At 64.2% G+C, this 26,037-nt stretch carries 30 protein-coding genes and 2 tRNA genes; 12 read left to right on the top strand and 20 right to left on the bottom strand.

The features are described 5' to 3' along the window. Positions 1-289: 289 nt before the first annotated feature. The gene (gene trkA, locus ACERI1_RS14005) at positions 290-1,621 is read left to right on the top strand and encodes a Trk system potassium transporter TrkA (RefSeq protein WP_373618928.1); all 1,332 of its coding nucleotides are present in this window, start codon (positions 290-292) and stop codon (positions 1,619-1,621) included. A gap of 123 nt (positions 1,622-1,744) precedes the next feature. Next, entirely contained in the window at positions 1,745-3,283 is a 1,539-nt protein-coding gene (locus ACERI1_RS14000; protein WP_373618926.1) for a TrkH family potassium uptake protein, read from the top strand. A gap of 29 nt (positions 3,284-3,312) precedes the next feature. Here the strand turns inward: ACERI1_RS14000 and ACERI1_RS13995 are convergent, their stop codons facing one another. Continuing rightward, entirely contained in the window at positions 3,313-4,053 is a 741-nt protein-coding gene (locus tag ACERI1_RS13995; protein ID WP_373618924.1) for an isopentenyl phosphate kinase, read from the bottom strand. Beyond that, positions 4,050-5,036 carry a mevalonate kinase gene (gene mvk / locus ACERI1_RS13990; protein ID WP_373618923.1) on the bottom strand — a complete coding sequence of 329 codons (987 nt, stop codon included), beginning with the start codon at positions 5,034-5,036 and terminating at the stop codon, positions 4,050-4,052. The genes ACERI1_RS13995 and mvk overlap by 4 nt, the downstream gene beginning before the upstream one ends. A 116-nt stretch (positions 5,037-5,152) precedes the next feature. Between mvk and ACERI1_RS13985 the strand changes: the two genes are divergently transcribed. After that, a complete protein-coding gene (locus ACERI1_RS13985) occupies positions 5,153-6,076 on the top strand; it encodes a thiamine-phosphate synthase family protein (protein ID WP_373618922.1) in 924 nt (307 codons plus the stop codon). Between the two features lie 81 nt (positions 6,077-6,157). On the opposite strand, the gene rpsB is transcribed toward ACERI1_RS13985, so the two are convergent. From rpsB to moaA, 14 genes are all read right to left on the bottom strand, one after another. Beyond that, a complete protein-coding gene (rpsB, locus tag ACERI1_RS13980) occupies positions 6,158-6,967 on the bottom strand; it encodes a 30S ribosomal protein S2 (RefSeq protein WP_373618920.1) in 810 nt (269 codons plus the stop codon). Further along, positions 6,964-8,169 (bottom strand): phosphopyruvate hydratase, encoded by a 1,206-nt coding sequence (gene eno / locus ACERI1_RS13975; RefSeq protein WP_373618919.1) that lies wholly within the window; start codon positions 8,167-8,169, stop codon positions 6,964-6,966. The genes rpsB and eno overlap by 4 nt, the downstream gene beginning before the upstream one ends. Next, on the bottom strand, positions 8,166-8,351 hold the full coding sequence (locus tag ACERI1_RS13970; RefSeq protein ID WP_373618917.1) for a DNA-directed RNA polymerase subunit K: 186 nt from the start codon (positions 8,349-8,351) through the stop codon (positions 8,166-8,168). The genes eno and ACERI1_RS13970 overlap by 4 nt, the downstream gene beginning before the upstream one ends. Positions 8,352-8,353: 2 nt before the next feature. Further along, complete coding sequence (locus ACERI1_RS13965) at positions 8,354-8,548, bottom strand: DNA-directed RNA polymerase subunit N (RefSeq protein WP_138780018.1); 195 nt, start codon at positions 8,546-8,548, stop codon at positions 8,354-8,356. Positions 8,549-8,560: 12 nt separating this feature from the next. Further along, a complete protein-coding gene (locus ACERI1_RS13960) occupies positions 8,561-8,959 on the bottom strand; it encodes a 30S ribosomal protein S9 (RefSeq protein WP_373618916.1) in 399 nt (132 codons plus the stop codon). Next, positions 8,953-9,402, bottom strand: a complete 450-nt coding sequence (locus ACERI1_RS13955; RefSeq protein WP_130501347.1) for a 50S ribosomal protein L13 — start codon at positions 9,400-9,402, stop codon at positions 8,953-8,955. The genes ACERI1_RS13960 and ACERI1_RS13955 overlap by 7 nt, the downstream gene beginning before the upstream one ends. Then, complete coding sequence (locus ACERI1_RS13950; protein WP_373618914.1) at positions 9,399-9,752, bottom strand: 50S ribosomal protein L18e; 354 nt, start codon at positions 9,750-9,752, stop codon at positions 9,399-9,401. Before ACERI1_RS13950 ends, ACERI1_RS13955 begins: the two co-directional genes overlap by 4 nt. An 86-nt stretch (positions 9,753-9,838) precedes the next feature. Beyond that, positions 9,839-9,923 (bottom strand) — tRNA-Leu (locus ACERI1_RS13945). 129 nt (positions 9,924-10,052) lie between these two features. After that, entirely contained in the window at positions 10,053-10,802 is a 750-nt protein-coding gene (locus ACERI1_RS13940; RefSeq protein ID WP_373618913.1) for a DNA-directed RNA polymerase subunit D, read from the bottom strand. A gap of 3 nt (positions 10,803-10,805) precedes the next feature. Continuing rightward, on the bottom strand, positions 10,806-11,195 hold the full coding sequence (locus tag ACERI1_RS13935) for a 30S ribosomal protein S11 (protein ID WP_008012909.1): 390 nt from the start codon (positions 11,193-11,195) through the stop codon (positions 10,806-10,808). A gap of 3 nt (positions 11,196-11,198) precedes the next feature. Further along, positions 11,199-11,720 carry a 30S ribosomal protein S4 gene (locus ACERI1_RS13930; RefSeq protein ID WP_373618911.1) on the bottom strand — a complete coding sequence of 174 codons (522 nt, stop codon included), beginning with the start codon at positions 11,718-11,720 and terminating at the stop codon, positions 11,199-11,201. Further along, positions 11,720-12,244 (bottom strand): 30S ribosomal protein S13, encoded by a 525-nt coding sequence (locus ACERI1_RS13925; protein WP_373618909.1) that lies wholly within the window; start codon positions 12,242-12,244, stop codon positions 11,720-11,722. Before ACERI1_RS13925 ends, ACERI1_RS13930 begins: the two co-directional genes overlap by 1 nt. A 73-nt stretch (positions 12,245-12,317) precedes the next feature. After that, positions 12,318-12,400, bottom strand: a tRNA-Ser gene (locus tag ACERI1_RS13920). 187 nt (positions 12,401-12,587) lie between these two features. After that, positions 12,588-13,577, bottom strand: coding sequence for a GTP 3',8-cyclase MoaA (gene moaA / locus ACERI1_RS13915; RefSeq protein WP_373618907.1), 990 nt, complete (start codon positions 13,575-13,577; stop codon positions 12,588-12,590). Positions 13,578-13,728: 151 nt separating this feature from the next. Here moaA and ACERI1_RS13910 point away from each other — a divergent pair, with 151 nt between their 5' ends. The 5 genes from ACERI1_RS13910 (at position 13,729) to ACERI1_RS13890 (ending at position 17,641) form a co-directional block, all read left to right on the top strand. Then, positions 13,729-14,388, top strand: coding sequence for a helix-turn-helix domain-containing protein (locus ACERI1_RS13910; protein WP_373618906.1), 660 nt, complete (start codon positions 13,729-13,731; stop codon positions 14,386-14,388). A 57-nt stretch (positions 14,389-14,445) separates the two neighbouring features. After that, positions 14,446-14,670, top strand: a complete 225-nt coding sequence (locus ACERI1_RS13905) for a hypothetical protein (protein WP_373618904.1) — start codon at positions 14,446-14,448, stop codon at positions 14,668-14,670. 158 nt (positions 14,671-14,828) lie between these two features. Further along, positions 14,829-15,434, top strand: coding sequence for a flavin reductase (locus tag ACERI1_RS13900; RefSeq protein WP_373618903.1), 606 nt, complete (start codon positions 14,829-14,831; stop codon positions 15,432-15,434). Continuing rightward, on the top strand, positions 15,431-16,630 hold the full coding sequence (locus ACERI1_RS13895; protein ID WP_373618901.1) for a M20 family metallopeptidase: 1,200 nt from the start codon (positions 15,431-15,433) through the stop codon (positions 16,628-16,630). Before ACERI1_RS13900 ends, ACERI1_RS13895 begins: the two co-directional genes overlap by 4 nt. Positions 16,631-16,636: 6 nt before the next feature. After that, a complete protein-coding gene (locus tag ACERI1_RS13890; RefSeq protein WP_373618899.1) occupies positions 16,637-17,641 on the top strand; it encodes a hypothetical protein in 1,005 nt (334 codons plus the stop codon). On the opposite strand, the gene ACERI1_RS13885 is transcribed toward ACERI1_RS13890, so the two are convergent. Then, complete coding sequence (locus ACERI1_RS13885) at positions 17,638-19,098, bottom strand: RtcB family protein (RefSeq protein ID WP_373618897.1); 1,461 nt, start codon at positions 19,096-19,098, stop codon at positions 17,638-17,640. The two genes, ACERI1_RS13890 and ACERI1_RS13885, sit on opposite strands and share 4 nt — an antisense overlap. A 128-nt stretch (positions 19,099-19,226) precedes the next feature. Continuing rightward, on the bottom strand, positions 19,227-19,658 hold the full coding sequence (locus ACERI1_RS13880) for an archease (RefSeq protein ID WP_373618896.1): 432 nt from the start codon (positions 19,656-19,658) through the stop codon (positions 19,227-19,229). A gap of 186 nt (positions 19,659-19,844) precedes the next feature. Between ACERI1_RS13880 and ACERI1_RS13875 the strand changes: the two genes are divergently transcribed. From ACERI1_RS13875 to bcp, 4 genes are all read left to right on the top strand, one after another. After that, positions 19,845-20,321 carry a GNAT family N-acetyltransferase gene (locus ACERI1_RS13875; RefSeq protein ID WP_373618895.1) on the top strand — a complete coding sequence of 159 codons (477 nt, stop codon included), beginning with the start codon at positions 19,845-19,847 and terminating at the stop codon, positions 20,319-20,321. A gap of 75 nt (positions 20,322-20,396) precedes the next feature. Further along, the gene (gene priS / locus ACERI1_RS13870; RefSeq protein ID WP_373618894.1) at positions 20,397-21,572 is read left to right on the top strand and encodes a DNA primase small subunit PriS; all 1,176 of its coding nucleotides are present in this window, start codon (positions 20,397-20,399) and stop codon (positions 21,570-21,572) included. Further along, complete coding sequence (locus tag ACERI1_RS13865; protein WP_373618893.1) at positions 21,569-22,513, top strand: hypothetical protein; 945 nt, start codon at positions 21,569-21,571, stop codon at positions 22,511-22,513. The genes priS and ACERI1_RS13865 overlap by 4 nt, the downstream gene beginning before the upstream one ends. A gap of 226 nt (positions 22,514-22,739) precedes the next feature. Beyond that, a complete protein-coding gene (gene bcp / locus ACERI1_RS13860) occupies positions 22,740-23,213 on the top strand; it encodes a thioredoxin-dependent thiol peroxidase (RefSeq protein WP_373618891.1) in 474 nt (157 codons plus the stop codon). Positions 23,214-23,475: 262 nt separating this feature from the next. Here bcp and ACERI1_RS13855 read toward each other — a convergent pair whose 3' ends face one another. After that, entirely contained in the window at positions 23,476-25,737 is a 2,262-nt protein-coding gene (locus tag ACERI1_RS13855) for a CDC48 family AAA ATPase (protein WP_373618889.1), read from the bottom strand. Continuing rightward, a complete protein-coding gene (locus tag ACERI1_RS13850) occupies positions 25,734-25,982 on the bottom strand; it encodes an Hsp20/alpha crystallin family protein (RefSeq protein WP_373618888.1) in 249 nt (82 codons plus the stop codon). Before ACERI1_RS13850 ends, ACERI1_RS13855 begins: the two co-directional genes overlap by 4 nt. Positions 25,983-26,037: the final 55 nt, after the last annotated feature.

Here is a 26,037-nt window from a genome sequence, read left to right as displayed (position 1 = left end):
CGTCGGCCATCCCGCTATGCGCTCGCGGAGACAACCCGTCTCCAGCCGGCTCACGACATCGTGAGCCCCGAACGCACTTGCCCGCGGGTTTCGCTATGTGCTCGTACACGCCCAGGTCTTAAAAACACAATGGGTTAGCCCGTCAGTCAGTGTCCGCTTCGATGCTGGGTCCTCGAGTGCCCAACATCGACGGCCCACCGCGCCGCTCAGCCTGTCTTCGCGCATCGTAATCCATTTCCCGGTCGCCCCGAAACACGGGTTCAGTACTCATGCTTTCGGAGGGATCGTCGTGTACGTAATCATCGTCGGTGCCGGTGAAGTCGGTCGCTCGATCGCCGCGAACCTCGAGGACACCCACGATGTCGTCGTCGTCGACCAGGACGGTGACGTGACCGAGCAACTCACCTACGAGCTCGACGTCCTCACGATCCGTGGCGACGGAACCGACCTCGAGGTGTTGCGCGAGGCCGGCCTCGAGCAAGCCGGGCTCGTCATCGCCTGTACCGACAACGACGAGACCAACGCGGTCGTCTGTGGCGCGGCGAAAGCCACATCCGAGGTCTTCACGATCGCCCGGGTCCGCCGACGGACGCTCCTCGAGACCTGGCAGGGCTCGCAGGGGGCCTTCGGCGTCGATTTCATGGTCTGTACCGACCTGTTGACTGCACAGACGATCTTCCGGATATCCGGGCTCCCGAGCGCCCACGACGTGGATACGTTCGCGGGTGGACTCGTGCGCATGGCCGAGTTCGACATTCCAGAAGACAGCCCGATCGTCGACCGGACGGTCAGCGAGGCGGACTGCTATGACTCGCTGACCTTCGCAGCGATCTTCCGGGACGACGAGATGATCGTCACGCGCGGCGACACCGTCATCCGGGCGTGTGATCGGGTCGTCGTCATCGGGAGTCCAGATTCGATGAACGACTTCGCCGACGAGGTCGCGACGACGCCGGACGACACCGAGGAAGTCGTCATCGTCGGCGCGAGCGAGATCGGCTTTCAGGCCGCCCGCGAGTTCGAAGACCACGGCTTCCGGCCACGATTGATCGAACAGGACCACGAGCGAGCCCGCGAGGTCGCCGAGGCGTTGCCGAACACGATGGTCATGGAAAGCGACGCGACCAACTCCGAGTTCCTCGCCCGCGAACACGTCGGCGAGGCCGATGTCGTCGTCGCGGCCCTAGACAGCGACGAGAAGAACCTGCTCGTCTCGCTGCTGGCCGACAGACTCGGCGTCGATCGGACTGTCGCCATCATCGAGACGCCCGAGTACGCCGACCTCTTCGAGACCGTCGGCGTCGACGTCGCAGTCAACCCCCGTGAGGAAACCGCCGAGGAGATCATCCGCTTTACCCGGACCGACCACACCGAGAAGATCGCGATGCTCGAGCACGACCGTGCCGAAGTCATCGAGATCGAAGTCGGTCCCGACAGCGTCCTCGTCGGACAGGACATCGCGAAGGCGACAAACGACCTTCCAGACGGCGTCGTTATCGGTGCGATCTCCCGTGGCGGCGAGCACATTACACCGCGTGGCTCGACGGCCGTCAAGCCCGGTGATCACGTCATCGTGTTCGTCGACGCGACCGTCCTCGACGAGGTCGTCGACCTGATATAGCGCGCCGTCGCCTCGTCACTCCGCTGGAACACGCTCGAAGGCAGGTAACGATGGATTCATAAATGCTAGCTGAAATGCCGTTAAATATCGTGTACAGGCGTCATTACGCGAGCGGGGTGTTCTATGCGACTACGCACTGATTGGCGTGCCAGCGTCGCGCTCGTCGGGACCGTCATCAAGTATCTCTCCGTCCCACTGGTGATCCCGGTCATCGTGGCGCTCATCTACGGCGAGTCGCTGTTGCCGTTTGTCGCGACGATCGCACTGACGATCGCCGTCGGCCACGGCCTCGAGCAACTCAGTCCCGAACCAGACCTGCAGATCAGAGAAGCGATGCTGTTCGTCGCGATCTCGTGGCTCGCCGTCGCTGCCGTGGGCGCGGTCCCGTACGTGCTCGCGGGCTGGGGGACCGAGTCGACGCTCGCTGATCCCGTCAACGCGCTGTTCGAGTCGATGTCCGGCTTCACGACGACCGGGGCCACCGTCCTCGGAGAAATCTCGCTCGAGCGCCACTCCCACGCCGTGATGATGTGGCGACAGCTCACCCAGTGGCTCGGCGGGATGGGGATCATCGTGTTGATGGTTGCAATCTTGCCGGAGGTCGCCGTCAGCGGCGCCCAGCTCATCGAGTCGGAGGCGCCGGGGCCGGAGTTACAGAAACTGACCCCGCGGATCGCCGAGACGGCACGCATCCTCTGGCTCGTCTACTTCGCTTTTACTGCTATCTATATCGCGCTGCTCTATGGCTTCCATCTCGCGGGGATGGCACCGAACATGGGGCTATACAATGCCATCGCCCACGGGTTCACGACCCTTCCGACCGGTGGGTTTTCGCCCGAAGCCGACAGCGTCGCTGCCTTTTCCGCGATCGTCCAGTGGACGGCGGTTCCGTTCATGATCATCGCCGGGACGAACTTCGCCCTGTTCTGGCACGTCTTCAGCGGCGAGGGCCATCGCTTCGTTCGAAACACCGAGTTTCGCGCCTACATCGCCGCGATCGCCGGGCTAACCGTTCTCCTCGCCGGGATGCTCTACGCCGGTGCTGCACCGGCGCTGTCGGGTCTCGGCGGCGTCACTGAGGGTCTCCTCGAGAACTCGCTGCGACAGAGCGCCTTCCAGATCGCGTCGCTGTTGACCTCGACCGGCTACGCGACCAGCGACTTCGTCGAGTGGACCTCGACGGGGAAGATCGTCCTTCTGTTTGCCATGCTCGTCGGTGGCTCCGCCGGCTCGACCGGCGGTGGCGTCAAGGTGGTTCGCTGGGTGATCATTTTCAAGGTCCTCCGACGGGAACTGTTCACGGCCTCTCACCCCGAGGTCGTCCGACCGATCCGCCTCGGCGGCAACGTCGTCGACGAAGACGCGATCCGCGGCGTGCTCGGCTTCACGTTCATGTACCTCTTTATTTTCGCCATCGCGACGCTGTTCATCGCGCTCGATGCCAGTCGCATCGGCTACACGCTGACGCCGCTCGAGGCGTTCAGCGCCAGTCTCGCGACGATCGGCAACATCGGCCCCGGATTCGGCTCGGTCGGCCCCTTCGGGAGCTACCTCCAGTTCCCCGATAGCTCGAAGCTCCTGATGGTCTTTCTCATGTGGATCGGGCGGCTCGAGATCATCCCCGTGCTCGTGCTGTTTACTGGCGGCTTCTGGACCCGCTGAAAACAGTCGTCTCGGCTCCGCTGCCGTTGTCAGTCGATCGTCGTCCCTGGATTCTCGCCCTCGAGGAACGCAGCTAGCGCCTCGAGTCCGAAGATAGACGCCTCTGCCTCGAGCGCCAGCAACGTCCGCACTTTGCCGGCCATCCCGCCGGTCACGTCGGTCGCGTCGCTGGCCCCGAGGACGTCGGCGACGGCGTCGAAGTCGTCGATCCGGTCGATGACGGCGTCCGAGTCGTCTAACACGCCGGGCACCGTCGAGCAGAGTCCGATCCGGTCGGCACCGAGGTCCGCAGCGAGTTCGGCCACGAGTTCGTCGCCGCTGACGATCGTCGCACCCGCACCCGCGTGGGCGATCACGTCGCCGTGGAGTACTGGGACGAACCCCTCGCCGAGCATCGTCTCGATCTGGCCGGTCGGGAATTCGAGCGCCCCATCGCGCTCGCGGTGGCCCGCCGAGAACGGATGGACCGGCACCGCTTGCACGTCGCGCTCGAGCAGCCGACGCAGGACGAACTGATCCAAGGTCTTCATCGCGCCGTGGATTGCGAGTGCCGCGTCCGCATCGTGCGTTCCGTCAGTCGTGCTGACGCCGTGTTCGCTGGCGTTGTGATGACCGAAGCTCCCGCCGCCGTGGACGATGACGAGGTCCTCGAGGCCCGCCTCGAGTGCTGCTGCGACCGCGTCGGCAGCCCGCTCGAGTGCCTCGCCATCGAGCGTCTCCGGGCGGTCTTTCTCGGTGATGACGCTGCCGCCGAGTTTCAGGACGATCATTCGAGTCGCTTCACCCCTTCCTCGGCGAGTTCGGCCCGGAACGCATCCTCACAGCCCGGGGTAAAGGACAGCGCCGTCTCGGTTTCGGGCGTCGGATCCAGCGCAACGATACAGCCACCGCCGCCAGCACCGGTGAGCTTCGCGCCGTGAGCGCCCGCGTCGCGGGCAGCCCAGACCATCGTATCGAGCGAGCGTGATGAAACGCCCAGTGCCGACAGCAGGCCGTGATTGAAGTCCATGAGCCGACCGAGCTCCTCAATGTCGCCGTCGGCGAGCGCCTGTTCGCCGTTCCGGACGATATCGCCGATCGCCGCGACCGTGTCAGCCGCGAAGTCGTATTCGTCTCGGAGTTCGCGCACGCCGGCGACTAGCTGGCCGGTATCGCCGGCTCCGCCGTCGAAGCCGATCACGATCGGCAGGTCGGGCGCCTCGAGCGACCGACAGTCGTCGCCCTCGACGCGGACCGCGCCGCCGGTCGCCGAACAGAACGTGTCCGCCCGCGAGGCCTGCCCATCTTGCACCTGATATTCGGTTCGGTAGGCTCGCTCGGCGAGTTCGCCGGACGATAAGGTGACGCCGAGTTCGCGCGCCGCGGCGTCGATCGCCGCGACGACGACCGCCGCGGAAGAGCCAAGGCCCGCACCCAGCGGGATGTCGCTCTCGATCGTCACGTCGAAGCCGACCTCGTCCTCGCCGGTCACGTCGCGAACCTGCGCGATTGCCTCGTCGACGTAGCCCATCGCGGCGCTGATCAACGATTCCGAGACGTCGACGTCCGGGCCGTTCCCCGGCGTGCCGTCGTACTCGACGGTAAAGCCGTTTAGACTGAGGTCCTCAGCGTGAACGCGGAGCTTTTCGTCGTCGCGTTGCTGTACCTCGACCCGCGCTCGCCGCTCGATCGCACACGGGACGGCAGGCTCGCCGTAAACGACCGCGTGCTCCCCGAACAAATATACCTTGCCGGGAGCGCTCGAGAGTGTCATGCCCGGCGGTTCGCACGACGACGGTTAATAGCTATCTTTGTCTCGGCGCTCGCAGTCGGCGCGGTGTCGACCGGAACGCAGGCGGACTTATGACGGTGGGCCCGCACGACGGTCGTATGACACTCGTCTTGCCGAGCGAACTCGTCGTCGATCGGTTCCTGCCGACCGTCCGAGCGATGCTTGCCACACGGCTCGCCGACCACGGGCTGACCCAGAAAGAGATCGCCGCCGAACTCGGCGTCACCCAAGCTGCGGTCAGCAAGTACGTCGGCGGCGAGGGTGGCGGTGACGACCGCTTTCGCGACGATCCCGAAACCGTAGCGACCGTCGACCGGATTGCCGATGGCCTGGCAAGCGACGAGATGGACGGCTACGACGCCCTCGCCGAACTCCTCGCGTTGATTCGCAGTCTCGAGGACCGTGGTCCGATCTGCGAACTCCACGAAGAAGCGATGCCCGAGCTTCGGGGACTGGGCTGTGATCTCTGCGTTCGCGGGCTCGATCCTGACGTCCGCGCCGAACGTGACGTGCTCTCGAACGTCCGCACCGCCGCGCGGACGCTCGCTTCGATTCCCGGCATGGCCGACTCGATCCCGAACGTCGGAACGAACGTCGGCATGAGTCTCCCCGATCCCAGCGACGAGACAGACGTCGCCGCGATTCCGGGCCGAATCTATGCCATGGGCGGTCGAATCGAGATTCCAGCCAACCCCGAGTTCGGTGCCTCGAAACACGTTGCGACGGCGGTGTTAGCCGCCAACGAAGTCGACTCGAGCATCCGCGGTGCGACAAACGTCGCCACCGACGACGACCTGCTCGCGGCCGCGACGGAGTTGGGAATCGACCCGCTCGAGTTCGACGCGGACTACGAGGACCGTGGCGAGCATCTCAGCCGCCGCTTCGAAGAGCGTGGATCGGTCCCCCGCGTCGTCTATCACCGCGGCGCGTTCGGGATCGAACCCGCGACCTACGTCTTCGGCACGACGGCAACCGACGCCGCCGAACTGGTCGCGCAGTTGCTCGCGGACGGCTCGTCGTAACCACGAGGGTCCGAACGCTGCCGCTGGTTGTCACTCGCGTGTGTGCTGTGATGAGAAAACGAACAGCGCCGATCGAACGCCTTAGACCGTGCTCTCGAAGTCCTCGAGCGAGTAGGACGGCTCGGCACCGCGGCGGTCGAGGACCTCGTTTGCGAGCAGCCAGTAGACGACCGAGAGGGCCTTGCGACCCTTGTTGTTCGTCGGGACGACGAGGTCGACGTTACTGACCTGGTTGTTCGAGTCACACATCGCGATGACGGGGATACCCACCGTGATGGCCTCCTTGACGGCCTGGGCGTCGCCGATCGGGTCCGTGACGACGAGCACGTCCGGCTCGATGTAGCCGTCGTACTTGGGGTTCGTCAGCGTGCCCGGGATGAAGCGACCGGTGCGGGCGCGTGCGCCCACGGCTTCGGCGAACTTCTCGGCCGGGAAGCGACCGTACTGGCGCGAGGACGTGACCAGGATCTGTTCGGGGTCGTAGTTGGCGAGGAAGTCCGCGGCCGTCCGGATACGACCGTCGGTCTTCGAGACGTCCAGCACGTAGAGACCGTCGGTTCGGACGCGGTGGATGAACCGCTCCATGTCGTCGGTCTTCTGCTGGGTCCCGATGTGGACACCAGCGCCGAGGTAGTCCTCGACGGGGATCAGCAGGTCCGCTTCCTCGTCGGACATAACGTCGTCGTCGAGGGTCGGACCGGCGTCTTCTTCCTCGGCGGCGTCGTCGGCTTCTTCGGCGTCGGCCGCGGGTGCTCCCTCGGCGTCGGCGGGCTGTTCGTCTACTGGCTCGACGTCCTCCTCGGCGGCGGGGCCAGCCCCTTCGGCTGGCTCCTCGTCGATGTCCTCCTCGGCGGCGTCGAGCCCTTCCTGGGTTGCGTCGTTTTCTGTCATGTCGCGTCGTCTGCGATTCGAATGAGCTCGTTGAGCTTTGCGGTTCGCTCGCCGCCGACGGCACCCGTCTTGATATAGGGGGCGTCGGTTGCGACGGCGAGGTGTGCGATCGTCGCGTCTTCGGTCTCGCCCGACCGGTGGGAGACGACCGAGTCGTAGCCGTTCTCGGTCGCGAGTTCGATCGCGTCAAAGGCGTCCGTCAGCGTCCCGATCTGGTTCGGCTTGATCAGGATGCTGTTGGCCGCGTCGCGATCGATTCCCTCGACGAGACGGTCGGTGTTCGTGACGAACAGGTCGTCACCGCAGATCAGCGTCTGGTCGCCGACTTCGTCCGTGAGGTCGGCGAAGGCGTCGTAGTCGTCCTCGTCGAGCGGGTCCTCGACGTAGACGAGGTCGTACTCCTCGACGAGGTCGGCGATGTATTCGATCTGCTCGTCGGTGTCGCGGCTCCGGTCGCTGTACTCGTAGGTACCCGAGTCGGCGTCGTACAGCTCCGCGCCGGCGACGTCGAGGCCGAACTTGATCTCAAAGCCGACCTCGTCTTCGACCAGCGAAACCGCCTCGTCGACGATCTCGAACGCCTCGCCGTCGTCGATCGACGGTGCCCACGCGCCCTCGTCACCCTTACCACAGGGGACACCGCGTTCGGACAGCAGGTCCGAGACGGCGGCGTGGACGGCGGCGTTGGCGAAGACGGCGTCTTCGACGCTCGGTGCACCGACGGGTGCTGCCAGGAACTCCTGGATGTCGGTCGCGTCGGCAGCGTGTTCGCCACCGCCGACGACGTTGCCGAGCGGAATCGGGAAGGTCTCGCCCCGGAACGTGCCACCGAGGTGCTGGAACAGTGGGGCACCGAGCACGTCGGCACCGGCCTTCGCGGCAGCCATCGAGATGGCGACCGCGCTGTTGGCACCGATCTCCGAGAAGTCGTCGGTGCCGTCTGCAGCGTGCAGTGCGGCGTCGACGTCACGCTGGTTGCCCGCGTAGACCTCGCCGACGAGTCGGGGGACGGCGTGTTCTCGAGCCGCGGCGATCGCCTCACTCGGCGGTCGCTCGACGGCTTCGTACTCGCCGGTGCTGGCCCCGCTGGGTGCTGCAGCACGACCGAAGCCGCCGCTTTCGGTCACGACGTCGGCTTCGACCGTCGGATTCCCTCGCGAGTCGAGGATGCGACGGAGTCGGATGTCCGTGATGAGCGTCATTTGCGATCGTACCCCCGCTTGACGGTAAACGGTAGCACGCCAGCGTCGTACTCCTCGGCGGCGATGAGGATCGGTTGCGTCTGGTTGGTCTCGATCAACACCGGTGCGCCATAGGAGACCTGCAGCGCTCGCGCGCCGAGGATGCGTGCTTTCTCGTAGCGGTTGTGCTGTTGTTGTTGCATTGTTACTGGTACGGGGAGACGATGTCGACCAGGTCTTTGTGACTGACGAGCATGCGTCGGCAGCAGTAGCGGTCGACGCCGAGCTCGTCGAGGACTTCTTCGGGATCTTCGTCGCCCTCGTTGGCTCGTTCGTCGAACTCCTCCCAGTGTTCGCCGACGACGTTACCACAGGTGAAACACCGGACCGGTACCATCATGCCTGAATCACCTTAGCGGTAGGACTTCTGGTAGCGCGCCCGAGCGCCCGGGCCGCCCCATTTCTTGGGTTCGGACTGGCGAACGTCGTTGACCAGCAGCGACCGGTCGAACTCCATGAACGCGTCACGGAGTTCGGCGTCGTTCGTGTGCTGGACGATGCCGCGTGCGATGGCAGTGCGGACGGCGTCTGCCTGACCGCTAATGCCGCCACCCTCGACGCGAACGTCGATGTCCATCTCGCCGCGCAGGTCCTCGCCGACGATGCGGAACGGCTCGAGCATCTTGAGCCGGGACATCTCGGGTTCGACCAGTTCGACGGGCTGGGAGTTGATTCGAACGCGACCCTCGCCCTCGTGGACCGTCGCTCGCGCGACGGCCGTCTTTTTCTTGCCACTCGTGTTGGTTACCATGTGACGTTAGCACCTAACTGTTCGGACACTTCGTGTAGGTGGACGAAGCGGATGTTCGACAGGCGATCCAGCGACGTTCCCTCGAGCACTTCCGAGTCGCGCTCGTCGTCGTCCTCGTATGGATTGCCGACGTAGACGCGGACGCTGTCGAGCGCTTCGCGACCGCGTGGTTTCTTGTACGGCAGCATACCGCGGACGGACCGCTTGAAGATCGTGTCCGGCCGTCGCGGATAGTATGGCCCGCTGTCCGAGCCAAGCTGCAGTCGCGTGCGGTACGTCTCGAAGATGTCTTCTTTGTCGCCGGTGATGACAGCGTCCTCGGCGTTAACGATCGCGACGCGTTCGCCGTCCAGCGCGCGCTGGGCGACTTCGCTGGCGACGCGACCGAGAATGCAGTCACTGGCGTCGACGACGGTATCGGCGTCGAACTCTGCGAGACTCATCGAATCACCCGGACGTCGGAGCCTTCTGGGTTCTCTTCGAGCGCTTGCTCGAGCGATACCGGTTCGCCGACCTGTTCGATCTTCGTCTCTGCGGACGAAGAGAACTTGACGGCGGCGACGGTGACGTTTTTCTGTAGTGCGCCGGATCCCAGCACTTTGCCGGGAACGACGACAGTCTCTTCTTCGCGTGCGTACCGCTCGATGCGGCCCAGGTTCACCTCAGCGTGGGTGCGCCGGGGCTTCTCGAGTCGATCCGCAACGTCTCGCCAGATGTCGGCGTCCTCTTCGCGGGACGTCGACTTCAGCTCGGCGATGAGATCGGTGAGCCTCGGATTGGTCTTGCTACTCATTGGTTTCCTCCAAATCTGCAACTGTTAGTACGTCGACGACGCAGTCTCCCGTGCCGTCGACGGTGGAATCGATTCGTGAGAAGTGATGCAGGGAGCAGGATTTGAACCTGCGGACTCCTACGAGACAGCGCCCTGAACGCTGCGCCGTTGGCCTGACTTGGCTATCCCTGCTCGCACTTCCACATATCCGTCGCCCCTTCAAACCCCTTTCGATTCCAGTGGACGAGCGATCGCCGATCTCGTCGCTCACGGCGTCGGCGAACGGCGCGTCCTGTTCGGGTCGGGGGCGTCGGTTCATATCTATAGCTGTACTGCGTCTTCGAGTTCGGTCGCGCGCGCCGCGATCGTCTCTGCGGCTCGCGTGACCAGCTCTTCGACGGTAAAGGAGCCGTCCGTCTCCACGTGGAAGACGAATGCGTTGGGCACGTCCTCGACCCGGACCTGCTTGCCAGGGTATCGGTTCGAGAGGTCGTGGTCGAACTCGCTTGTCGAGACGAGTTCGCCGTCGTCTTCGATCACACCGCGGATGATCCGGCTCTCTTGCTCTTCGAACTCGGGGAGATCACCGTCGACCTCCACACGCTGGAGGTGACGATAGCCGACCGCAACCCCGCCCTGATGTTTGGCGTGGTCTTTCCCGCGGTCGATGATGGCGTCGGCCTCGGCTTCGAGGCGCTGGTCGTCTTTGAGTTCGATGATCGGAACGTTCTCGTCCGCGGGTTGGACGAGCTCGTCGCTCGAGACGAGGTCGCCGGAGTAGGCAGTGGCCGGCCCTTCGACGTCGATCGAGAGCGTGACGGTGTCGTCCTCGGCGAACTCGCCGACCGGTGGCGTCGTCAGTGGGACGAGCCCGAGTCGGAGCGCGAGTTGCTCGTCGAACATGACCGACGAGTTCTCGACGAACCGGACGGTGTCGATGGCCATGGTCGGCACGTCGGCGACCATCGCGCGACGGATGCCGTTGGCGAACGCGGGTGTCACGCCGCGAACGAGGAACCGTGCCTCACGATCCTCGCGTTCGACGAACTCGACGTCGTACTCCTCTGTCATGATCTAGTAGCCGCCCTTGCCTTTGGGTGCGCGCGATCCGTCGTGGGGGATCGGCGTGACGTCCTCGATGCGCCCGATTTCGATACCCGAGCGTGCGAGCGCGCGGATCGTCGCCTGCGCGCCGGGACCGGGGGACTTCTGGAGGTTGCCGCCGGGGCCACGCACGCGAACGTGCAGACCCGTGATGCCGGCCGCTTTGACCTCTTCGGCGATGGACTCGGCCATCTGCATGGCCGCGTACGGCGACGCCTCGTCGCGGTTCTGTTTGACCGCCGTCCCACCGGAGGACTTGGCGATCGTCTCCGCGCCCGTGAGGTCGGTCACGGTCATGACGGTGTTGTTAAACGATGCGTGCACGTGGGCGATTCCCCACTTGTCGTCGTCCTGGCTCATGGTTTACTGACCCTCCGCGCGTTCGGGGTGAAGTTCGTCCGCGAGCGGACTGTTCTCGTCGAAGGCCACCAGATCCTCCTCGTCGATGTCGACGACGTAGGACGGGACGCTGTGGCGCTGGCCGTCGACCACGATGTGGCCGTGGCTGATGAACTGCCGAGCCTGCTGGGTCGTGTTCGCCAGTCCGGATCGGTAGACGACCGTCTGCAGTCGGCGCTCTAAGACGTCCTCGATCTCGAGGCTCAGGACGTCGCCGAGTTCGTCGGTTTCGTTGAGGATGCCGACGCGCTTGAGCCGACCGAGGAATTCCTCGGAGCGGCGGATGACGACGTCGTCGTCCTGGGCCTGGCCGAGCAGGTCACGGGCCTCGCGCCGGTAGGAGCGAAGCTCGGACTGGGCACGCCAGAGTTCTTCCTTGTTCTTGAGGCCGTAGCGGTCGACAAGGGAGTGTTCGGAGGCGATGCGCTCACCCTGGTAGGGGTGATTCGGCGTCTCGTACTGCTTGGTGTCGGTGCCGAGTGGCATTATTCGCCCTCACCCTCTTCGCCGGCAGCCTCTTCGGCCTGTTCTTCGCGGATCTCTTCGACGTTGACTCCGATGGTGCCCTCCGTCCGACCGGTGGACTTGGTTCGCTGCCCGCGGACCTTCTGGCCGCGCTTGTGGCGCGTGCCCTTGTAGGAGTCGATCATCTTCATCCGGTTGATGTCGTGCTGTCGAGTCAACTGAAGATCGTTGCCGATCTCGTGGGTCGTCTCGCCGGTGTAGAAGTCCGCCTGGCGGTTGTTGAGCCAGTCCGGGACTTCGTTGGCGTAGTTTTCGACGACCTCGACGACCTCGTCGATGATGTCGTCGTCGAGTCGGCCGAACGTCGCCGTTCGGTCGACGCCCGCTTCCTCGGCGATGAGTCGGGCGGTCCGGCGACCGATCCCGTTCATCTCCGAGAGCGAGCGCTCGACGGACTTCGTCCCATCGAGGTCGGTTTGCCCGATGCGGACGAAGTAACGGAGATCTTCGTCGTCTTCTTGTTCTTGAGGTTCTTCCGCGCTCATGATGTCGTGTATCTGTCTCTAGTCTGCGTGCGGTGCAAATCGACTGGCGGGAAAACGCCAGCGAAGGATCCGACGTTGTGGCGGGGATTCGAACCCCGGAGGCTTGACGCCACATGGTTAGCAACCATGCGCCTTGGGCCGCTTGGCTACCACAACACGGTCGGTCTATCATCGCCCTCTCGGACTCGGGGATCGCTCCCCTACACGTATTGCACTCGCTCCTACCCCCGTCGAATACTTAAGGGCAACGAAAGACGGCAGCCAGTTGTGTAACTCCGTCACAGAATCCGTTGCGCTCGAGTCCCACCCTAGTGGCCCAGACGCCTCCACCGGTGGTCGACGATCAGGCCTCGGCGTACTCCTCGAGGTACTTCTCGTTTAACTCCCACTCTCCCTCGTCGTTTCGGATCATGTACTCGCCGTAGTAGGGGACCCGGTTGGTGACGACCTCGCGGAACGCCTCGCGGATCTCGGGTTTGGTCATCTCTCCCATCGGTTTGAGATCGTCGTTGCGATTCAGACAGCCCTTCAAGTAGCCCTCGTGGGTGACCCGAACCCGATGGCAGTTCGCACAGAACGTCGGGTTCTCGACGGGGTCGACGATCTCGACCATCCCCCGGCCCTCGCCATCGTCGTTGCTCACCCAGTAGCGCTTTCGATCGTGCATCTCCCGATGTTCGATCTCGTCTGCCTGTTCGGCCAGCCAGCCGTGGACCCGTTCGATCTCGATGTTCCACTCGGGCTTGCCCGTCAGTTCGGGCATGTACTCGATCAACTGCAGCTGGAGCCCGTCGTTTTCGGCGACGTGGTCGACCATCTTCGGGACGTAGCCTGCGGTGTGTTCGAAGACGACCATGTTGAGTTTGACCGGGTCGAGCCCCGCGGAGAGCGCTGCCTCGACCCCCTCGATGACCTTCTCGTAGGCTCCGCTTTTCGTGATCTCGGCGAAATCCGCCGGATCGAGTGCGTCCTGAGAGACGTTGACCCGCTCTAACCCTGCGTCGACGAGGCTCTCGGCCCGGTCGGGGAGAAAAGAACCGTTCGTGGTCAGCGAGACTTCCATTTGATCCGGTGTGCGTGCGATGATCTCCTCTAAGTCCTGTCGGAGCAGCGGCTCGCCGCCGGTGAACTTGACTGCGTCGACGTCGAACTCGGCGGCGACCTCGAGAAAGCGGACGACGTCGTCGGCGGTCATCTCGTTGTCCGCTGGATCCATCGGCCCACGGGTGTCGCCTAACCCTTCGTTGTGACAGTAGACACAGTCGAAATTACACCGATCAGTGAGAGAGACGCGGACGCCAGTTACCTCCCGCCCGAACTCGTCGGTGAGCATGCTACTCGGTTACATTCGAATCCGCTTAAGTGCGCCGGCGTGTTCGGGGTCTCGTAACCGATTTTGGTTGCAGGAACGTGCGGGCACGGCCAGTCGGTCGCGTGGCATGCCCGACCCCAGTATCATGTTGCTCCGTGTGGTGGTCGCCGCCATGAGTACCATCGCGGAACTCGCCGTCCCTGCCGCCGAGGTCGCACTTCGTGACACGCTCGAGGCGGTGCCCGACGTCGACGTGGCGATCGAACGCGTCGTCGCTGCCGATCCGGGCCACGTTATGCCGTACGTCTGGTTTGCTACCGATTCGTCGACGCTTGCAGCCGTCGACGACGCATTAGCAGCCGATCCGAGCGTCGACGACGCGACCCGGCTTGTCGCCCGTGACGACAGGTCACTGTACCGGGTCGAGTGGGTCGACCACGTCGCTGTCACGGTGTCTCTGTTGACCGACGCGCACGCGACGGTGCTCGACGCAGCCGTCGAGAACACCCAGTGGCAGTTCCGCATGCTCTTCCCCGACCGGGCGGCACTCTCACGTACCTACGAGTTCGCGACCGAGCAGGGACTCTCCATCGAAATCTTGCGTATCCATCGGCTCGAGGAGCGTCGCCACGGTCGATATGGGCTCACCGACGCCCAGTACGAATCGCTGGTCGCGGCCCTCGAGGCCGGCTACTACGAGATCCCCCGCGAGATGGACATGGACGAACTCTCGGACGAACTCGACATCTCCCATCAGGCGCTCTCCGAGCGGCTGCGCCGCGCCCATCGGACGCTCGCGAAGGAACTCGTCACTACCGACGATCTGTCCTGACGCGACTCGGAGCCGAATCGGCAGAAGACATACCTCGCCCACGTTCGAAGCCGAGGTATGGACGAGGACATGCTCACAGACCAGCGTCGGCTCGTCGAACTCATCGAAGCCGAGGGGTGGGACGTCACCGATCTCGAGCTCTCGGCGTACGACAGCCCGTGGGCCGACGAGGACGATCCCGAGGCGACGGTGACGATTACGGCGCGAAAACCCTACGAGGGAGAGTCGACTGGGGATGAGGACGACGAGGACGATGGCGAGAACCCGTTCCGGCTGAAGTAACTGCCCGGGATCGGTGGCTACTGGACGCTCGAGCGGACTCACGGTCGGACAGTGCGAGCCGAATCGATCGCCCTTCAACGCGACGCGTTATTCCTGATTTTATATAATTAACAAAATCAGTATGGGTGTGGGTGTCTATGTGACCCATAGACAACTGAATGACTCTCTCGAACGATCCCGACCTCGTCACGCTGCAGCCGGATCAATTGTTCTTCGAGACGCTGTATACGGCGGCACCGCTGGTGATCGTCGGGACGCGTGACGAAGATGGCTCGGACGACCTGGCGCCGAAACACATGGCGATCCCGCTGGGCTGGGCGGACCAGTTCGGGTTCATCTGTACGCCCGAGCACGGAACCTACCGGAACATCGAGCGGACGGGAGCGTTTACCGTTAGCTATCCCCGGCCCGACGACATCCTCGACGCCAGCCTCGCCGCAGCACCCCGGACCGCTGAGGGCGACAAACCCTCGCTGACCGAAATCGACACGGTCGACGCCGACGCTGTCGACGCGCCCGCCGTGGCTGGTGCCTACGGCGTCCTCGAGTGCGAACTCGACCGGATCGTCGCGTTCGACGACGGCGAACTCGTCGCCGGTACGGTCGTCGGCAAACACGTCCATACCGACGCCTACCGCAGCGACGATGTCGAGCCCGAGACGCTGCTCGAGCAGGCCCCGGTGTTGGCACACCTCTACCCCGACCGGTTCGCTTCGATCAACGAAAGCCAGGCGTTCCCGTTCCCGGAGGGCTTCGAGCGATGACCGCCTCGGAACCGGAGCCGGGGCCGGAATCTACCGCCGAACAGCGGATTCAGGAGTGGGCACGCGCCCATCGCGAGGACCTGTCGAAGTACCTCCTCGAGCTGGTCGAGTTGGAGACGCCCACGGAGAACCCAGAGACGTTCGACGACTTCTTCGATCGGCTGGCGGGTGACTTCCACGAGGCAGGCCTGGAAACCGAGCGCGTTCCGGGTGAGGAGACCGGCGGCCAGCTCGAGGCGTGGACGCCGAGCCAGGACGACACCGACGAGATCCAGCTCATGATCGGGCATGCGGACACCGTCTGGCCGCGGGGCACCGTCGAGGAGGACCCGCCCGAAATCCGCGACGACGTCCTCGAGGGCCCGGGGTCGCTCGATATGAAAGGCGGCCTGACACAGGCCGTTTTCGCGCTCCATGCCCTCGACGACCTTTCGCTCGAGCCGTCGCTGCCGGTTCGCGTCCTCGTCTCGAGCGACGAAGAGATCGGCAGCCCCGAATCCAAGTCCCGGATCATCGAGCTCGCCAAGCAAGCGAACCGGGTGTTCGTGCTCGAGCCCGCCAGCGGTCCGGAGGGCAAAATCAAGACCGCACGGAAAGCGGTCGGCCACTTCACGGTCACGATCGAGGGGAAGGCCGCCCACGCCGGACTCGAGCCCGAAGAGGGAGCCAGCGCGACGGAGGAGCTCGGCACCGTCATCCATCGGCTCCACGAACTCACCGACATCGACTCGGGCGTCACCGTCAACGTCGGGCAGGTGGAAGCAGGGCTGCGGTCGAACGTCGTCGCGCCGAACGCACGGGCCGAAGTCGATGTGCGCGCACCGACTGACGAGGCAGCCGAGGCCGTCTCGGCGGAGATCCGCTCGCTCGAGGCCACGACGCCGGGCACCGAACTGACGATCGACGGTGGGTTCGGGCGACCGCCGATGGAACCCACGGCGGGCAATCGCTTGCTCTGGGAGCGTGTCCAGACACTCGGGGAGCGACTTGGGCTCTCACTGGAAGGGACGCGCTCGGGTGGCGCAAGCGACGGGAACGACGCCAGCCAGCACGCCCCGACGATCGACGGGTTCGGCGCGGTCGGCGACGGCGCCCACCAGACCTACGAGTACGTCGACCTCGAGGCACTCGTCGACCGAGTTGCGCTGCTTGCTGCCTGTTTGCACGACGAACCGCTTCCAACCGACCACAATTAGTTACGCATGAACGCAGACGTTCACACTTCAGTCACGCGAATCGCCGATCTCGAGCAGCGCTCGTACGACATCGAATCCCAGCCCACATCACAGTGGGAGACGGGTGACTACGTGTTCGCCCGGGTGACCAAACGCCCTAATCCTGGCGTCAGGGTCGAGAACCCGCGTGGGAGACGCGTCGAACTGATGGAGGGTGAGACGATCGTCGGCGCGCTGGGTACCCGTCGCGCGACCCGCGAGCTGGTCGGGAGCTGGCGAGACGTCGGCGACGACGGACTGTTGGATATCATGACCGGCGGCGGCGTTCTCGGTCGCGTCACCTCGGCCTCGCCGTTCAGTAAGACGCCGGTCGAGGTCGAATACGAGGGCCACGTCGTCGACGACGGCATCGCCCGAATGTCCGACTACGGCCTGACAGCGACGTCGACGACGCCTGAGACCCCGGTCGTCCTCGTCCTCGGGACGAGTATGTCCGCCGGCAAGACCATGACTGGTCGGGTGATCACCCGCGTCCTCGTCGAGAACGGGTACGACGTCGCCGCCTGTAAACTGGCGGGCGCGGGCACCTACGGCGACGTGTTGTCGATGGAGGTGGCGGGCGCAGACCCCATCTACGACTTCGTCGACGCGGGCCTGCCGACGACGGTCGTCCCCGAAGACACCTTCCGGGAAGCCGTCCAGCCGGTCTTCGCCCGGCTCCAGGAGGCAGACGTCATCGTCGCCGAGGTCGGTGCCAGCCCGCTCGAGCCGTACAACGGGGAAGCCGTGGTCGACATGCTCGCAGACCACGTCGCCTTCACCGTCCTCTGTGCGTCCGACCCCTACGCAGTCGTCGGGATCGAGGAGGCGTTCGGGCACTCGCCCGACCTCGTCGCGGGGATCACGACGAACACGACCGCGGGCGTCGACCTCGTCGAGGAACTCGTCGACTGTTCGGCGCTCAACGTCCAGAACGAGGCGGCCAAGGAACCGCTCGAAGCGATGTTGCTCGAGGCACTCGCCGACGCTTAGCCTTTGATGTTACAGACGGGGAACGTCCGCGCGACCTTGTCGCCGATGCCCAGCTCGTCCGAGACGCGGACGACCTCGTCGACGTCCTTGTAGACGCCTGGCGCTTCCTCGGCGACCGTCGCGCCTGATTGGGCCTTGACGTAGATTTGGTCCTGTTCCTCGAGTTCCTGCTGGACATCGCCACCCCAGTACTCGTTTTTGGCCTGGGTCCGACTCATTAGCCGCCCCGCGCCGTGGGCAGTCGACCCAAAGGTCAGATCCATCGAGTTTTCGCCACCACGGAGGACGTAGCTGCCCGCACCCATACTGCCGGGGATGATCACCGGCTGGCCAACGTTGCGGTAGGCGTTCGGGATCTCGGGATGGCCGGCGGGGAACGCCCGCGTCGCACCCTTCCGGTGGACATAGAGTTCGCGCTCTTCGCCGTCGACTGTATGCGTCTCCTTTTTCGCGATGTTGTGGGCCACGTCGTACAGCAGGTCCATCTCCATGTCCTCCCACGAGCGGTCGAAGACGCGCTCGAAGACCTGCCGCGTGCGGTGCATGATCAGCTGGCGGTTGACCCACGCGAAGTTGATCGCCGCGTTCATCGCGCCGTAGTAGTCCTCGGCCAGCTGTGAGCCCGCGGGCGCGGCCGCGAGTTCCTTGTCCGGCAGCTGGTTCAACAGCCCCTGGTGTTGCTGTTCGATCTTCCGCAGGTAGTCGTTACAGGTCTGATGGCCCAGCCCGCGCGAGCCACAGTGGATCAGGACGACGATCTGGTCTTCAGAGAGGCCGAACGCCTCGCCGACCTCATCGTCGAAGATGTCGGTCACGCGCTGGACCTCGAGGAAGTGATTCCCCGATCCCAGCGAGCCGATCTGGTTCTTCCCGCGGTCTTTGGCTTTCTGGCTGATCTTTTCTGGGGCTGCGCCCTCGCGCATCCCCTCGTCCTCGCAGTGCAGCAGGTCGTCTTCGACCGCGTAGCCGTTCTCGAGCGCCCAGTCGACGCCGCGAGCGAGGATCTCGTCGACGGTGTCGACGCCGGCCTCGACGACCCCGCCGCCGCCGAGCCCCGACGGAATGTTGGCAAACAGAGAGTCAACGAGCTCTTCCTCGTGGCCCTTGAGGTCGTCGTAGGTCAGGTTCGTCCGCATCATCCGGACGCCACAGTTGATATCGTAGCCGACCGCTCCGGGCGAAATACAACCGTTTTCGGCGTCGAGCGCACCGACTCCACCGACCGGGAAGCCATACCCCTGATGTCCGTCGGGCATACAGATCGCGTGGTTCGTGATGCCGGGCAGGTGGGTCGTGTTTTTGATCTGCTCGAGCGTCTTGTCTTCCTTGATCTCCTCGAGCAGCGCTTCGCTCGCAAGCACCCGCGCGGGGGCGCGCATATTGCCTTCCTGTGGGATCTCCCAGACGTGCTCGCGTACCCGCTCGAGCGTGATGCCGTTTGCGTCGAAGGTGGTCATACGTTGCTGTCCGACTGCCGCGAAGAAAGATGTTCGTCTCTCGCGTCGAATAGCGGCTGTCGGTCGGTGACTCGAGTACTGGGTCAGCGTGGCGAGACGACCACCGGCGGACTGCGGCGTGTGGCCTTCTAGACATCGAAGACGACGTAGGCCTCCCAGCCCCCGTCGTCAGCGCGCTCGAGAGACATCTCGGAGTAGGTCACGGCCTTCACCTCGCGGGCGTCGATTTCGGAAAGTGGGACGCCGCGAGCGCTGGCCTCGAGCGACCACTCCTCGGTGCCGTCGGTTGACTCGACGTCGATCGAGTCGACGCGGTGGGCGACGGGGAGTTCCGCTCGGACATCGCGCAGGTAGATCAGTTCGTCGAGATAGTCGAACAACAGCGCCTCGCGGCCTTCGGCTGTCACGGACAGCGAAAAGCGCTCACCGCTTCCGGTCGGGATCTCGTCACAGGAGGCGGCCGCGAGGCCGTCGGCCACTGCCGCGAAGGTCGTCTCGAGTGAGTCACCAGTTGCCGAGACCGCAACGTCGGCCGTGTGGTCGCGCAGTTCGAATCCCATAGCCCCGTTTCGTCGGTCGACCTTCTATGCTCGTCGTTTCGACGTATCGAGAGCAGTGATCGTTCGGTTATGTGGGATGTGAACCGCCATCTCAGACAGGCTATCGCTTGATTTGTCGGTCGTGTCTACGGTCTCGCACACCGACTGCCGGTGGAATTATATTGACGACGCTGGTAGTGTGTGATAGTGAGCGTCAACATCGACAGTCGCGTCGTCGCCCCGGGGAGTGACGACTTCGTCGACGAAGCCTGGCAGCTAAAGGAGGAAATCAACCGTCAGGAAGATGTGCTCAAGCAGCGGTACGGGTTCTTTACTGACGCGTACCGACGGTCGAAAGTCTACTGTTACGTACAGGACGAGGACCTCATCGGGTTTGCCGCCGTTCGACGTGACGGCTACATTCTCTTTCTGGCAGTGTCCCCGGCCCATCGCGGAGAAGGCATCGGGAAACGCCTCATCGCCCACGTCGCGGACGACCACGAGACGATCACGTGTCACGCCCGGACGAGCAACGAGAACGCGTTGCAGTTCTACGAACACCTCGGTTTCGAGATCAAACGGCGGATCGACAACTATTATGAAGACGGCGGCGACGCCTACTACCTGAAACTCGGCTCTGACGTCGGTATCGCCGACCGAATCACCGATCTCATTCGGCGCTGACTCGCTGGCGACGCCCCTTCTCGCACGGCCAGTTCAATACAGTTATACCGGACCCACGATGAGTAGGCGAAGCGTATGGAAGAGCGAACGAGGGCCTACCTTCGCGGGCGATTTCGTGACCATTATCGACGGACGGAGATTACGCCGCCGCCCGCGGCCAACGAACGCGAGTGGGGCTACATCCCCTGGACGGACGGCCCGGATACGACGATGGTCCGCCACCGTTCGCTACTCGAGTTAGGCGATCTCTCGGAGTTTCTCGTCCGCAAGCGCCCGCGCCACGTCTACTTTTCGGCGGGGCGCTTTCGCGATCCCGGCGCGAGTTCGATGCACGAAAAGGACTGGCAGGCTGCCGACCTCGTCTTCGACTTAGACGCCGACCACCTGCCGTCGGTCACGCTCGGTGAGGACAGCTACGCCGAGATGCTCGCAAAATGTAAGGACGCCCTCGGTCGTCTCCTCGAGTTCCTCGAGGATGACTTCGCCTTCGAGGATCTCGAGATCGTCTTCTCGGGCGGGCGGGGCTATCACGTCCACGTCCGCGACGAGAACGTCTTGCACCTAGAGCGGGAACACCGCCGCGAGATCGTCGACTACGTCCGGGGGATCGGCCTCGAGTACGACGAACTGATCGAGACCGAGACCGTCGCCGGCCTGGGGCGAAAGACCCCGACCGAGCGGCGCACCCTCCAGGTCGAGGGCGGCTGGGGAGCTCGCATCCACGACCACTTTATGGCCTTCATCGACGAGTTGCTCGCAATGGAAGAGGACGCAGCCCTCGAGCGCCTCCAGACCTTCGACGGCATCGGCGAGGGGAAAGCGACGGCGACGCTGAACGCGGCTCGCAACAACCGCGAGGGCCTCGAGGCGGGTAACGTCACCGTCCACACTGCGATCGCACAGTTGGCCGAGCGGTTCGCGAGCAAAGCCGTCGAGCGGGACAACGCGCCCATCGACGAACCCGTCACGACGGATACGAACCGACTCATCCGGCTGCCGGGCAGTCTCCACGGCGGCAGCGGACTGAAAACGGTCCGTCTCGCACGCGACGAAATCGACGATTTCGACCCGCTGGTCGACGCCGTCCCCGAGACCTTCGTCGGCCACGAAATCGCCGTCGACGTTACCGACGGCGGCGAGGTCGAACTCGGTGGAGATAGCTTTACGGTCCAGGAGGGAGACCAGTCACTACCCGAGTACGTCGCCGTGTTCCTGATGGCACGCGGCCGCGCCGAGAAGGAGAAAGAATGAATCTAGACGAGTTGCGTTCGGTCCAGAGCAAGGAGCGAAAGAAAGACAGCCTCCAGAACCTGCGCCCCTCGTTCTATCAGGAGGTCGGCGAGTACATCGCCGATCTAGAAGACGAACGCGACCGCGTCGCCGAAGCGACCGACGATCCCTTTTCCTCGCCCGAAGTCGGTCGGCTGACCGACGAAATCGAGACTGCTAAAGACGTCGTCGAGGCGATCTACGAACGCCGCATGGGTAAACTCGTCAAGCAGGCCAGTCTCGCCGCGGCCGGCATGGCCGCCGATGACGAGGGACTGACCGCCGAAGAGGCGGATCTTTTCGACGATCTCGTCGAGCGCATCAGTGCGAACAAAAGTCGGGTGCTGGATGTCCTCGAGGGCGTCGAGGAACCGCCAACCGATGCCGGAGCAGACGCGACCGCGGCTGACGAGCCCACACGCGACTCGCACCTGACCGAGCCAGCACCCGACCATCCGCCCGCGGATGATTCCCCACCCATCCCGCCGGAAGAACCGCCGGCAGACATCGATCCCGCCGGCGAGGGATCAGCAGAAGATGCCTCGAGCGGCGTCTCGCCTGCGGATGTCATGGGTGGTGACGGTCCACCGATCGGTGGTGCGGACGGGGGTGCCGGGGACGCCACATCCGATTCGGCAGCGACCGACCCGGAGCAGTCGGTCGGACGTGAGGATCCAATCGACGGCGCGGACTCGAACGCTGATGCTGCCGACTCGAGAGCTGTGGAATCCGACGCTGATTCGTCTGCCGACAGCGAGGGTGCTGCCGTCGATCGCACGACTGTCCGGATTACCCGCGATATCGGCGAGATCCTCGGCGTCGACGACCGCGAGTACACACTGACCAGCGACGACATTGTCACGCTACCGGAGCAAAACGCCGCGCCGCTCGTCGACCGGGAGGCGGCCGAACGCCTCGAATAACGAGTTGCGACCGCAAGAGCTACTGTTGCCAACCAGTCAGTGGCGACGCGATCGCTCGGGATGACTCATCGTTGACAACGATCGTTTGCGTCTGCTGAATGGATAACTCTGTTTGTCCAACTAACACTACATAGTTTCTGATAGTGAACTACTTGTCAACCCGTCTCCTACATATTTGCCGATAGTGAATCATAACACATACAACTGCTGTCGCTAACTCGGAGGCATGCTTGATGTCGGTGACGAGGCACCACCGTTCGAACTGCCAAACCAGCACGGCGAGACGATCAGCGGCTCGGATTTCGAGGGCCAACGGCTCGTCGTCTACTTCTATCCCCGCGCGAACACGGACGGGTGTACCACTGAAGCCTGCGCGTTCAACGACGCGCTCTCGGAATTTGCAGCCCGCGATGCTGCTGTCGTCGGCATCAGCGACGATCCCGTCGACGATCTTGCCGACTTCGCAGCCGAGTACGACCTCGAGTTCGATCTCCTCTCGGACGAACTCGGCGAGGTCGCGACGTTGTACGAGTCCTACGGCGAGAAACGAATGTTCGGCAAGACCTTCGATGGCGTCTTCCGCAACACCTACGTTGTCGGCCCTGACGGCCGCATCGAGGCGGTCTACGAGGGTGTTTCGCCCGAGGGCCACGCCGACGAGGTGCTGGCGGCGCTCGAGCCGGTCGACGTTGCACACTGAGACGGTCTGCTGACCCGATGTGCCGTGGGGCCACAGGACCGTCACGGACTCGCCGACACTGCTGAGACGGACTCCTGTTAGTCAGTGCCGGTGCACCCGCGGCTCGTCCTGCTGTCCCACCGGGACATCGTGACAGCAGACGTATGAGGAGTCCGTATGAGCGAAGCGGTCACAGCAATGCACTGATTACATCGGTCACACCGCTCTGGTCAGTCGAGTGCTGCCATCAAAAAACGCGAGTCACGGGCCGCGGCGGTTGCCCTTACTGGAAGGTCCGACCGAGCTGTTCGTCCTGGGTCGGTTCGGCCTGCTGGAACTCCTCTTCGAGTTCCTCGTACTGCTCGCGCGTCTCGGGGGTCACGCTCGGACTGACCTCCTCGAGTGCGTGCTCGAAGTGCTCTTTGCCGACGCGGACGTTCCCGATCGTGTCGTCCATCTCGTCGGGGTCGACCGAGTTGATGAACTCGCGGCTGGCGGCCATCGAGGCCTCGCGACAGACCGCCTCGATGTCGGCACCGACGTAGCCCTCCGTCTCGGCGGCGAGCCACTCGAGGTCGACCGATTCGGCCAGTGGTTTGTCGCGGGTGTGGACCTCGAAGATCTTCTTGCGACCGTCCTCGTCGGGGACCGGCACGTGGACGTGGCGATCCAGTCGACCGGGACGCAGCAGGGCGCTGTCGATCAGGTCCGGGCGGTTGGTCGTGGCGATGACGACGACGTCCTCGAGTTCCTCGAGGCCGTCGAGTTCGGTCAGCAGCTGGGAGACGACGCGTTCGCCGACGCCGGAGTCACCCTGGCGCTGGCCGCGTTCGCCCGCGATCGAGTCGATCTCGTCGAAGAAGATCACGGTCGGGGCGTTCGACCGCGCCTTCTCGAAGACCTCACGGACGCCCTTCTCGGACTCGCCGACGTACTTGTTGAGCAGTTCGGGGCCTTTGATCGAGATGAAATTCGACTGGGCCTCGTTGGCGACGGCCTTCGCGAGCAGGGTCTTCCCGGTGCCCGGTGGACCGTACATGAGGACGCCCTTGGCGGCCTCCATGTCTAGCTGCTCGAAGACTTCGGGGTAGTCGAGCGGCCACTGGATCGTCTCGCGCAGGCGCTCTTTGGTATCGCTCAGGCCGCCGACGTCGTTCCACGTGACGTCGGGGACCTCGACGAAGACCTCGCGCATCGCGGAGGGCTGGATGCCCTTGAGTGCCTCTTTGAAGTCATCCTCGCCGACCTCCAGCGACTCGAGGACATCGGCGTCGATCTCCTCGCTCTCGAGGTCGAGTTCGGGCCGGATGCGCCGGAGCGCGTTCATCGCGCTCTCACGGGCCAGGCTCTCTAAGTCGGCCCCGACGAAGCCGTGGGTGTTCTCGGCGTAGTGTTCGAGGTCGATGGACTCGTCCAAGGGCATCCCGCGGGTGTGGACCTGCAGGATCTCCTTGCGGCCTTCCTTGTCCGGGACGCCGATCTCGATCTCGCGGTCGAAACGACCGCCACGCCGAAGTGCGGGGTCGAGCGCGTCGACGCGGTTGGTCGCGCCGATGACGGTGACCCGGCCCCGTTCCTCGAGGCCGTCCATCAGCGAGAGGAGCTGGGCGACCACGCGCCGTTCGACGTCGCCACCGGCCTCCTCGCGCTTGGCGGCGATCGAGTCGAGTTCGTCGATGAAGATGATCGCGGGGGCGTTCTCTTCTGCCTCCTCGAAGACCTCGCGGAGTTGCTCCTCGCTTTCACCGTAGTACTTCGACATGATCTCCGGGCCGGAGATCGTCTCGAAGTGGGCGTCGATCTCGTTGGCGACGGCCTTCGCCATCAGCGTCTTCCCGGTGCCCGGCGGGCCGTGCAGGAGGACGCCTTTCGGCGGCTCGATGCCAAGCTGTTGGAACAGCTCGGGGTGGCGCATCGGCAGCTCGATCATCTCGCGGACCTGATCGAGTTCCTCGTCTAAGCCGCCGATGTCCTCGTAGGTGACGTTCGGGACGCCCTCGGCGGACGGGGCGCCGCCGGCGCTGACCTGTTCGGCCGGCGTCTCAGAGATCTCGATGCTGGTCGAGTCCGTGATGACGACGGTCCCCGACGGCGAGGTGCCTGCGATCTTCAGCGGGACCGACTGGCCGGAGCTGGCCATCGGGCCAAACGACAGCGAGAACGGTACTGTCTGGCCCTCGGTGACGGCCTGACCGCTTAGCTTGTCGCGGACGAGCGGGCCGATGTCCCCTCGAATGCGGAGGTTCTGTGGCAGCGCAACGGTGACCGACTTGGCGGGTTTGACGTCGGCAGGTTCGACGGTGACGCTGTCGTCGATCCCGACATTGGCCTCCTGTCGGAGACGACCGTCGATCCGGACGATCCCGCGTCCCTCGTCCTCGGGATAGCCGGGCCAGACGCGCGCGACGGCTTGGCCGTCACCGTTGCCCGAGATGACGATGTAGTCGCCGTTCTCGAGGCCGAGTTCGTTCATCGAGACGCGGTCGATCGCAGCCAGTCCACGGCCCGCGTCTTTCTGTTTGAGTGGTTTGACGGTGAGTTTCATCGTTCGTCCTCCAGTTCGACAGTGAGCACGCCATTTTTCATAAACGTGTGCGCGTCTTCGACGCTGTCGGGAAGATCGATCTCGTACTGGTCGTCAGCGACGACGATGATGACGGTATCGTCGACGACATCGACCGAGGCCTCAGTCGCCTCGCTGCCGAAGTCGACGGCCATCACCGTGGCATCGTCGTACTCGTACCGACGGGCTAACTGCCCCTCTTCACGGGTGAATTGCTCGAGAGTCATGCTTCAACTAACCCAAGGTTAGCTCTAAAGACATATAAATATTTCGCCGACAATC

It is taken from the genome of Natrinema sp. HArc-T2 (assembly GCF_041821085.1).
In the GTDB taxonomy this organism is placed as follows: Archaea; Halobacteriota; Halobacteria; order Halobacteriales; family Natrialbaceae; genus Natrinema.
The sequence above is the reverse complement of the archived record's forward strand: the minus strand, read 5'-3'. Positions and strand labels throughout refer to the sequence as shown.

What these genes read in the sequence shown, in the direction of transcription:
- ACERI1_RS14000 (WP_373618926.1), top strand. Translation starts at nt 1,745, where the DNA reads ATGCGACTACGCACTGATTGGCGTGCCAGCGTCGCGCTCGTCGGGACC.
- ACERI1_RS13995 (WP_373618924.1), bottom strand. Translation starts at nt 4,053, where the DNA reads ATGATCGTCCTGAAACTCGGCGGCAGCGTCATCACCGAGAAAGACCGC.
- mvk (WP_373618923.1), bottom strand. Translation starts at nt 5,036, where the DNA reads ATGACACTCTCGAGCGCTCCCGGCAAGGTATATTTGTTCGGGGAGCAC.
- ACERI1_RS13985 (WP_373618922.1), top strand. Translation starts at nt 5,153, where the DNA reads ATGACACTCGTCTTGCCGAGCGAACTCGTCGTCGATCGGTTCCTGCCG.
- rpsB (WP_373618920.1), bottom strand. Translation starts at nt 6,967, where the DNA reads ATGACAGAAAACGACGCAACCCAGGAAGGGCTCGACGCCGCCGAGGAG.
- eno (WP_373618919.1), bottom strand. Translation starts at nt 8,169, where the DNA reads ATGACGCTCATCACGGACATCCGACTCCGTCGCATCCTCGACTCGCGA.
- ACERI1_RS13970 (WP_373618917.1), bottom strand. Translation starts at nt 8,351, where the DNA reads ATGCAACAACAACAGCACAACCGCTACGAGAAAGCACGCATCCTCGGC.
- ACERI1_RS13965 (WP_138780018.1), bottom strand. Translation starts at nt 8,548, where the DNA reads ATGATGGTACCGGTCCGGTGTTTCACCTGTGGTAACGTCGTCGGCGAA.
- ACERI1_RS13960 (WP_373618916.1), bottom strand. Translation starts at nt 8,959, where the DNA reads ATGGTAACCAACACGAGTGGCAAGAAAAAGACGGCCGTCGCGCGAGCG.
- ACERI1_RS13955 (WP_130501347.1), bottom strand. Translation starts at nt 9,402, where the DNA reads ATGAGTCTCGCAGAGTTCGACGCCGATACCGTCGTCGACGCCAGTGAC.
- ACERI1_RS13950 (WP_373618914.1), bottom strand. Translation starts at nt 9,752, where the DNA reads ATGAGTAGCAAGACCAATCCGAGGCTCACCGATCTCATCGCCGAGCTG.
- ACERI1_RS13940 (WP_373618913.1), bottom strand. Translation starts at nt 10,802, where the DNA reads ATGACAGAGGAGTACGACGTCGAGTTCGTCGAACGCGAGGATCGTGAG.
- ACERI1_RS13935 (WP_008012909.1), bottom strand. Translation starts at nt 11,195, where the DNA reads ATGAGCCAGGACGACGACAAGTGGGGAATCGCCCACGTGCACGCATCG.
- ACERI1_RS13930 (WP_373618911.1), bottom strand. Translation starts at nt 11,720, where the DNA reads ATGCCACTCGGCACCGACACCAAGCAGTACGAGACGCCGAATCACCCC.
- ACERI1_RS13925 (WP_373618909.1), bottom strand. Translation starts at nt 12,244, where the DNA reads ATGAGCGCGGAAGAACCTCAAGAACAAGAAGACGACGAAGATCTCCGT.
- moaA (WP_373618907.1), bottom strand. Translation starts at nt 13,577, where the DNA reads ATGCTCACCGACGAGTTCGGGCGGGAGGTAACTGGCGTCCGCGTCTCT.
- ACERI1_RS13910 (WP_373618906.1), top strand. Translation starts at nt 13,729, where the DNA reads ATGAGTACCATCGCGGAACTCGCCGTCCCTGCCGCCGAGGTCGCACTT.
- ACERI1_RS13905 (WP_373618904.1), top strand. Translation starts at nt 14,446, where the DNA reads ATGGACGAGGACATGCTCACAGACCAGCGTCGGCTCGTCGAACTCATC.
- ACERI1_RS13900 (WP_373618903.1), top strand. Translation starts at nt 14,829, where the DNA reads ATGACTCTCTCGAACGATCCCGACCTCGTCACGCTGCAGCCGGATCAA.
- ACERI1_RS13895 (WP_373618901.1), top strand. Translation starts at nt 15,431, where the DNA reads ATGACCGCCTCGGAACCGGAGCCGGGGCCGGAATCTACCGCCGAACAG.
- ACERI1_RS13890 (WP_373618899.1), top strand. Translation starts at nt 16,637, where the DNA reads ATGAACGCAGACGTTCACACTTCAGTCACGCGAATCGCCGATCTCGAG.
- ACERI1_RS13885 (WP_373618897.1), bottom strand. Translation starts at nt 19,098, where the DNA reads ATGACCACCTTCGACGCAAACGGCATCACGCTCGAGCGGGTACGCGAG.
- ACERI1_RS13880 (WP_373618896.1), bottom strand. Translation starts at nt 19,658, where the DNA reads ATGGGATTCGAACTGCGCGACCACACGGCCGACGTTGCGGTCTCGGCA.
- priS (WP_373618894.1), top strand. Translation starts at nt 20,397, where the DNA reads ATGGAAGAGCGAACGAGGGCCTACCTTCGCGGGCGATTTCGTGACCAT.
- ACERI1_RS13865 (WP_373618893.1), top strand. Translation starts at nt 21,569, where the DNA reads ATGAATCTAGACGAGTTGCGTTCGGTCCAGAGCAAGGAGCGAAAGAAA.
- bcp (WP_373618891.1), top strand. Translation starts at nt 22,740, where the DNA reads ATGCTTGATGTCGGTGACGAGGCACCACCGTTCGAACTGCCAAACCAG.
- ACERI1_RS13855 (WP_373618889.1), bottom strand. Translation starts at nt 25,737, where the DNA reads ATGAAACTCACCGTCAAACCACTCAAACAGAAAGACGCGGGCCGTGGA.
- ACERI1_RS13850 (WP_373618888.1), bottom strand. Translation starts at nt 25,982, where the DNA reads ATGACTCTCGAGCAATTCACCCGTGAAGAGGGGCAGTTAGCCCGTCGG.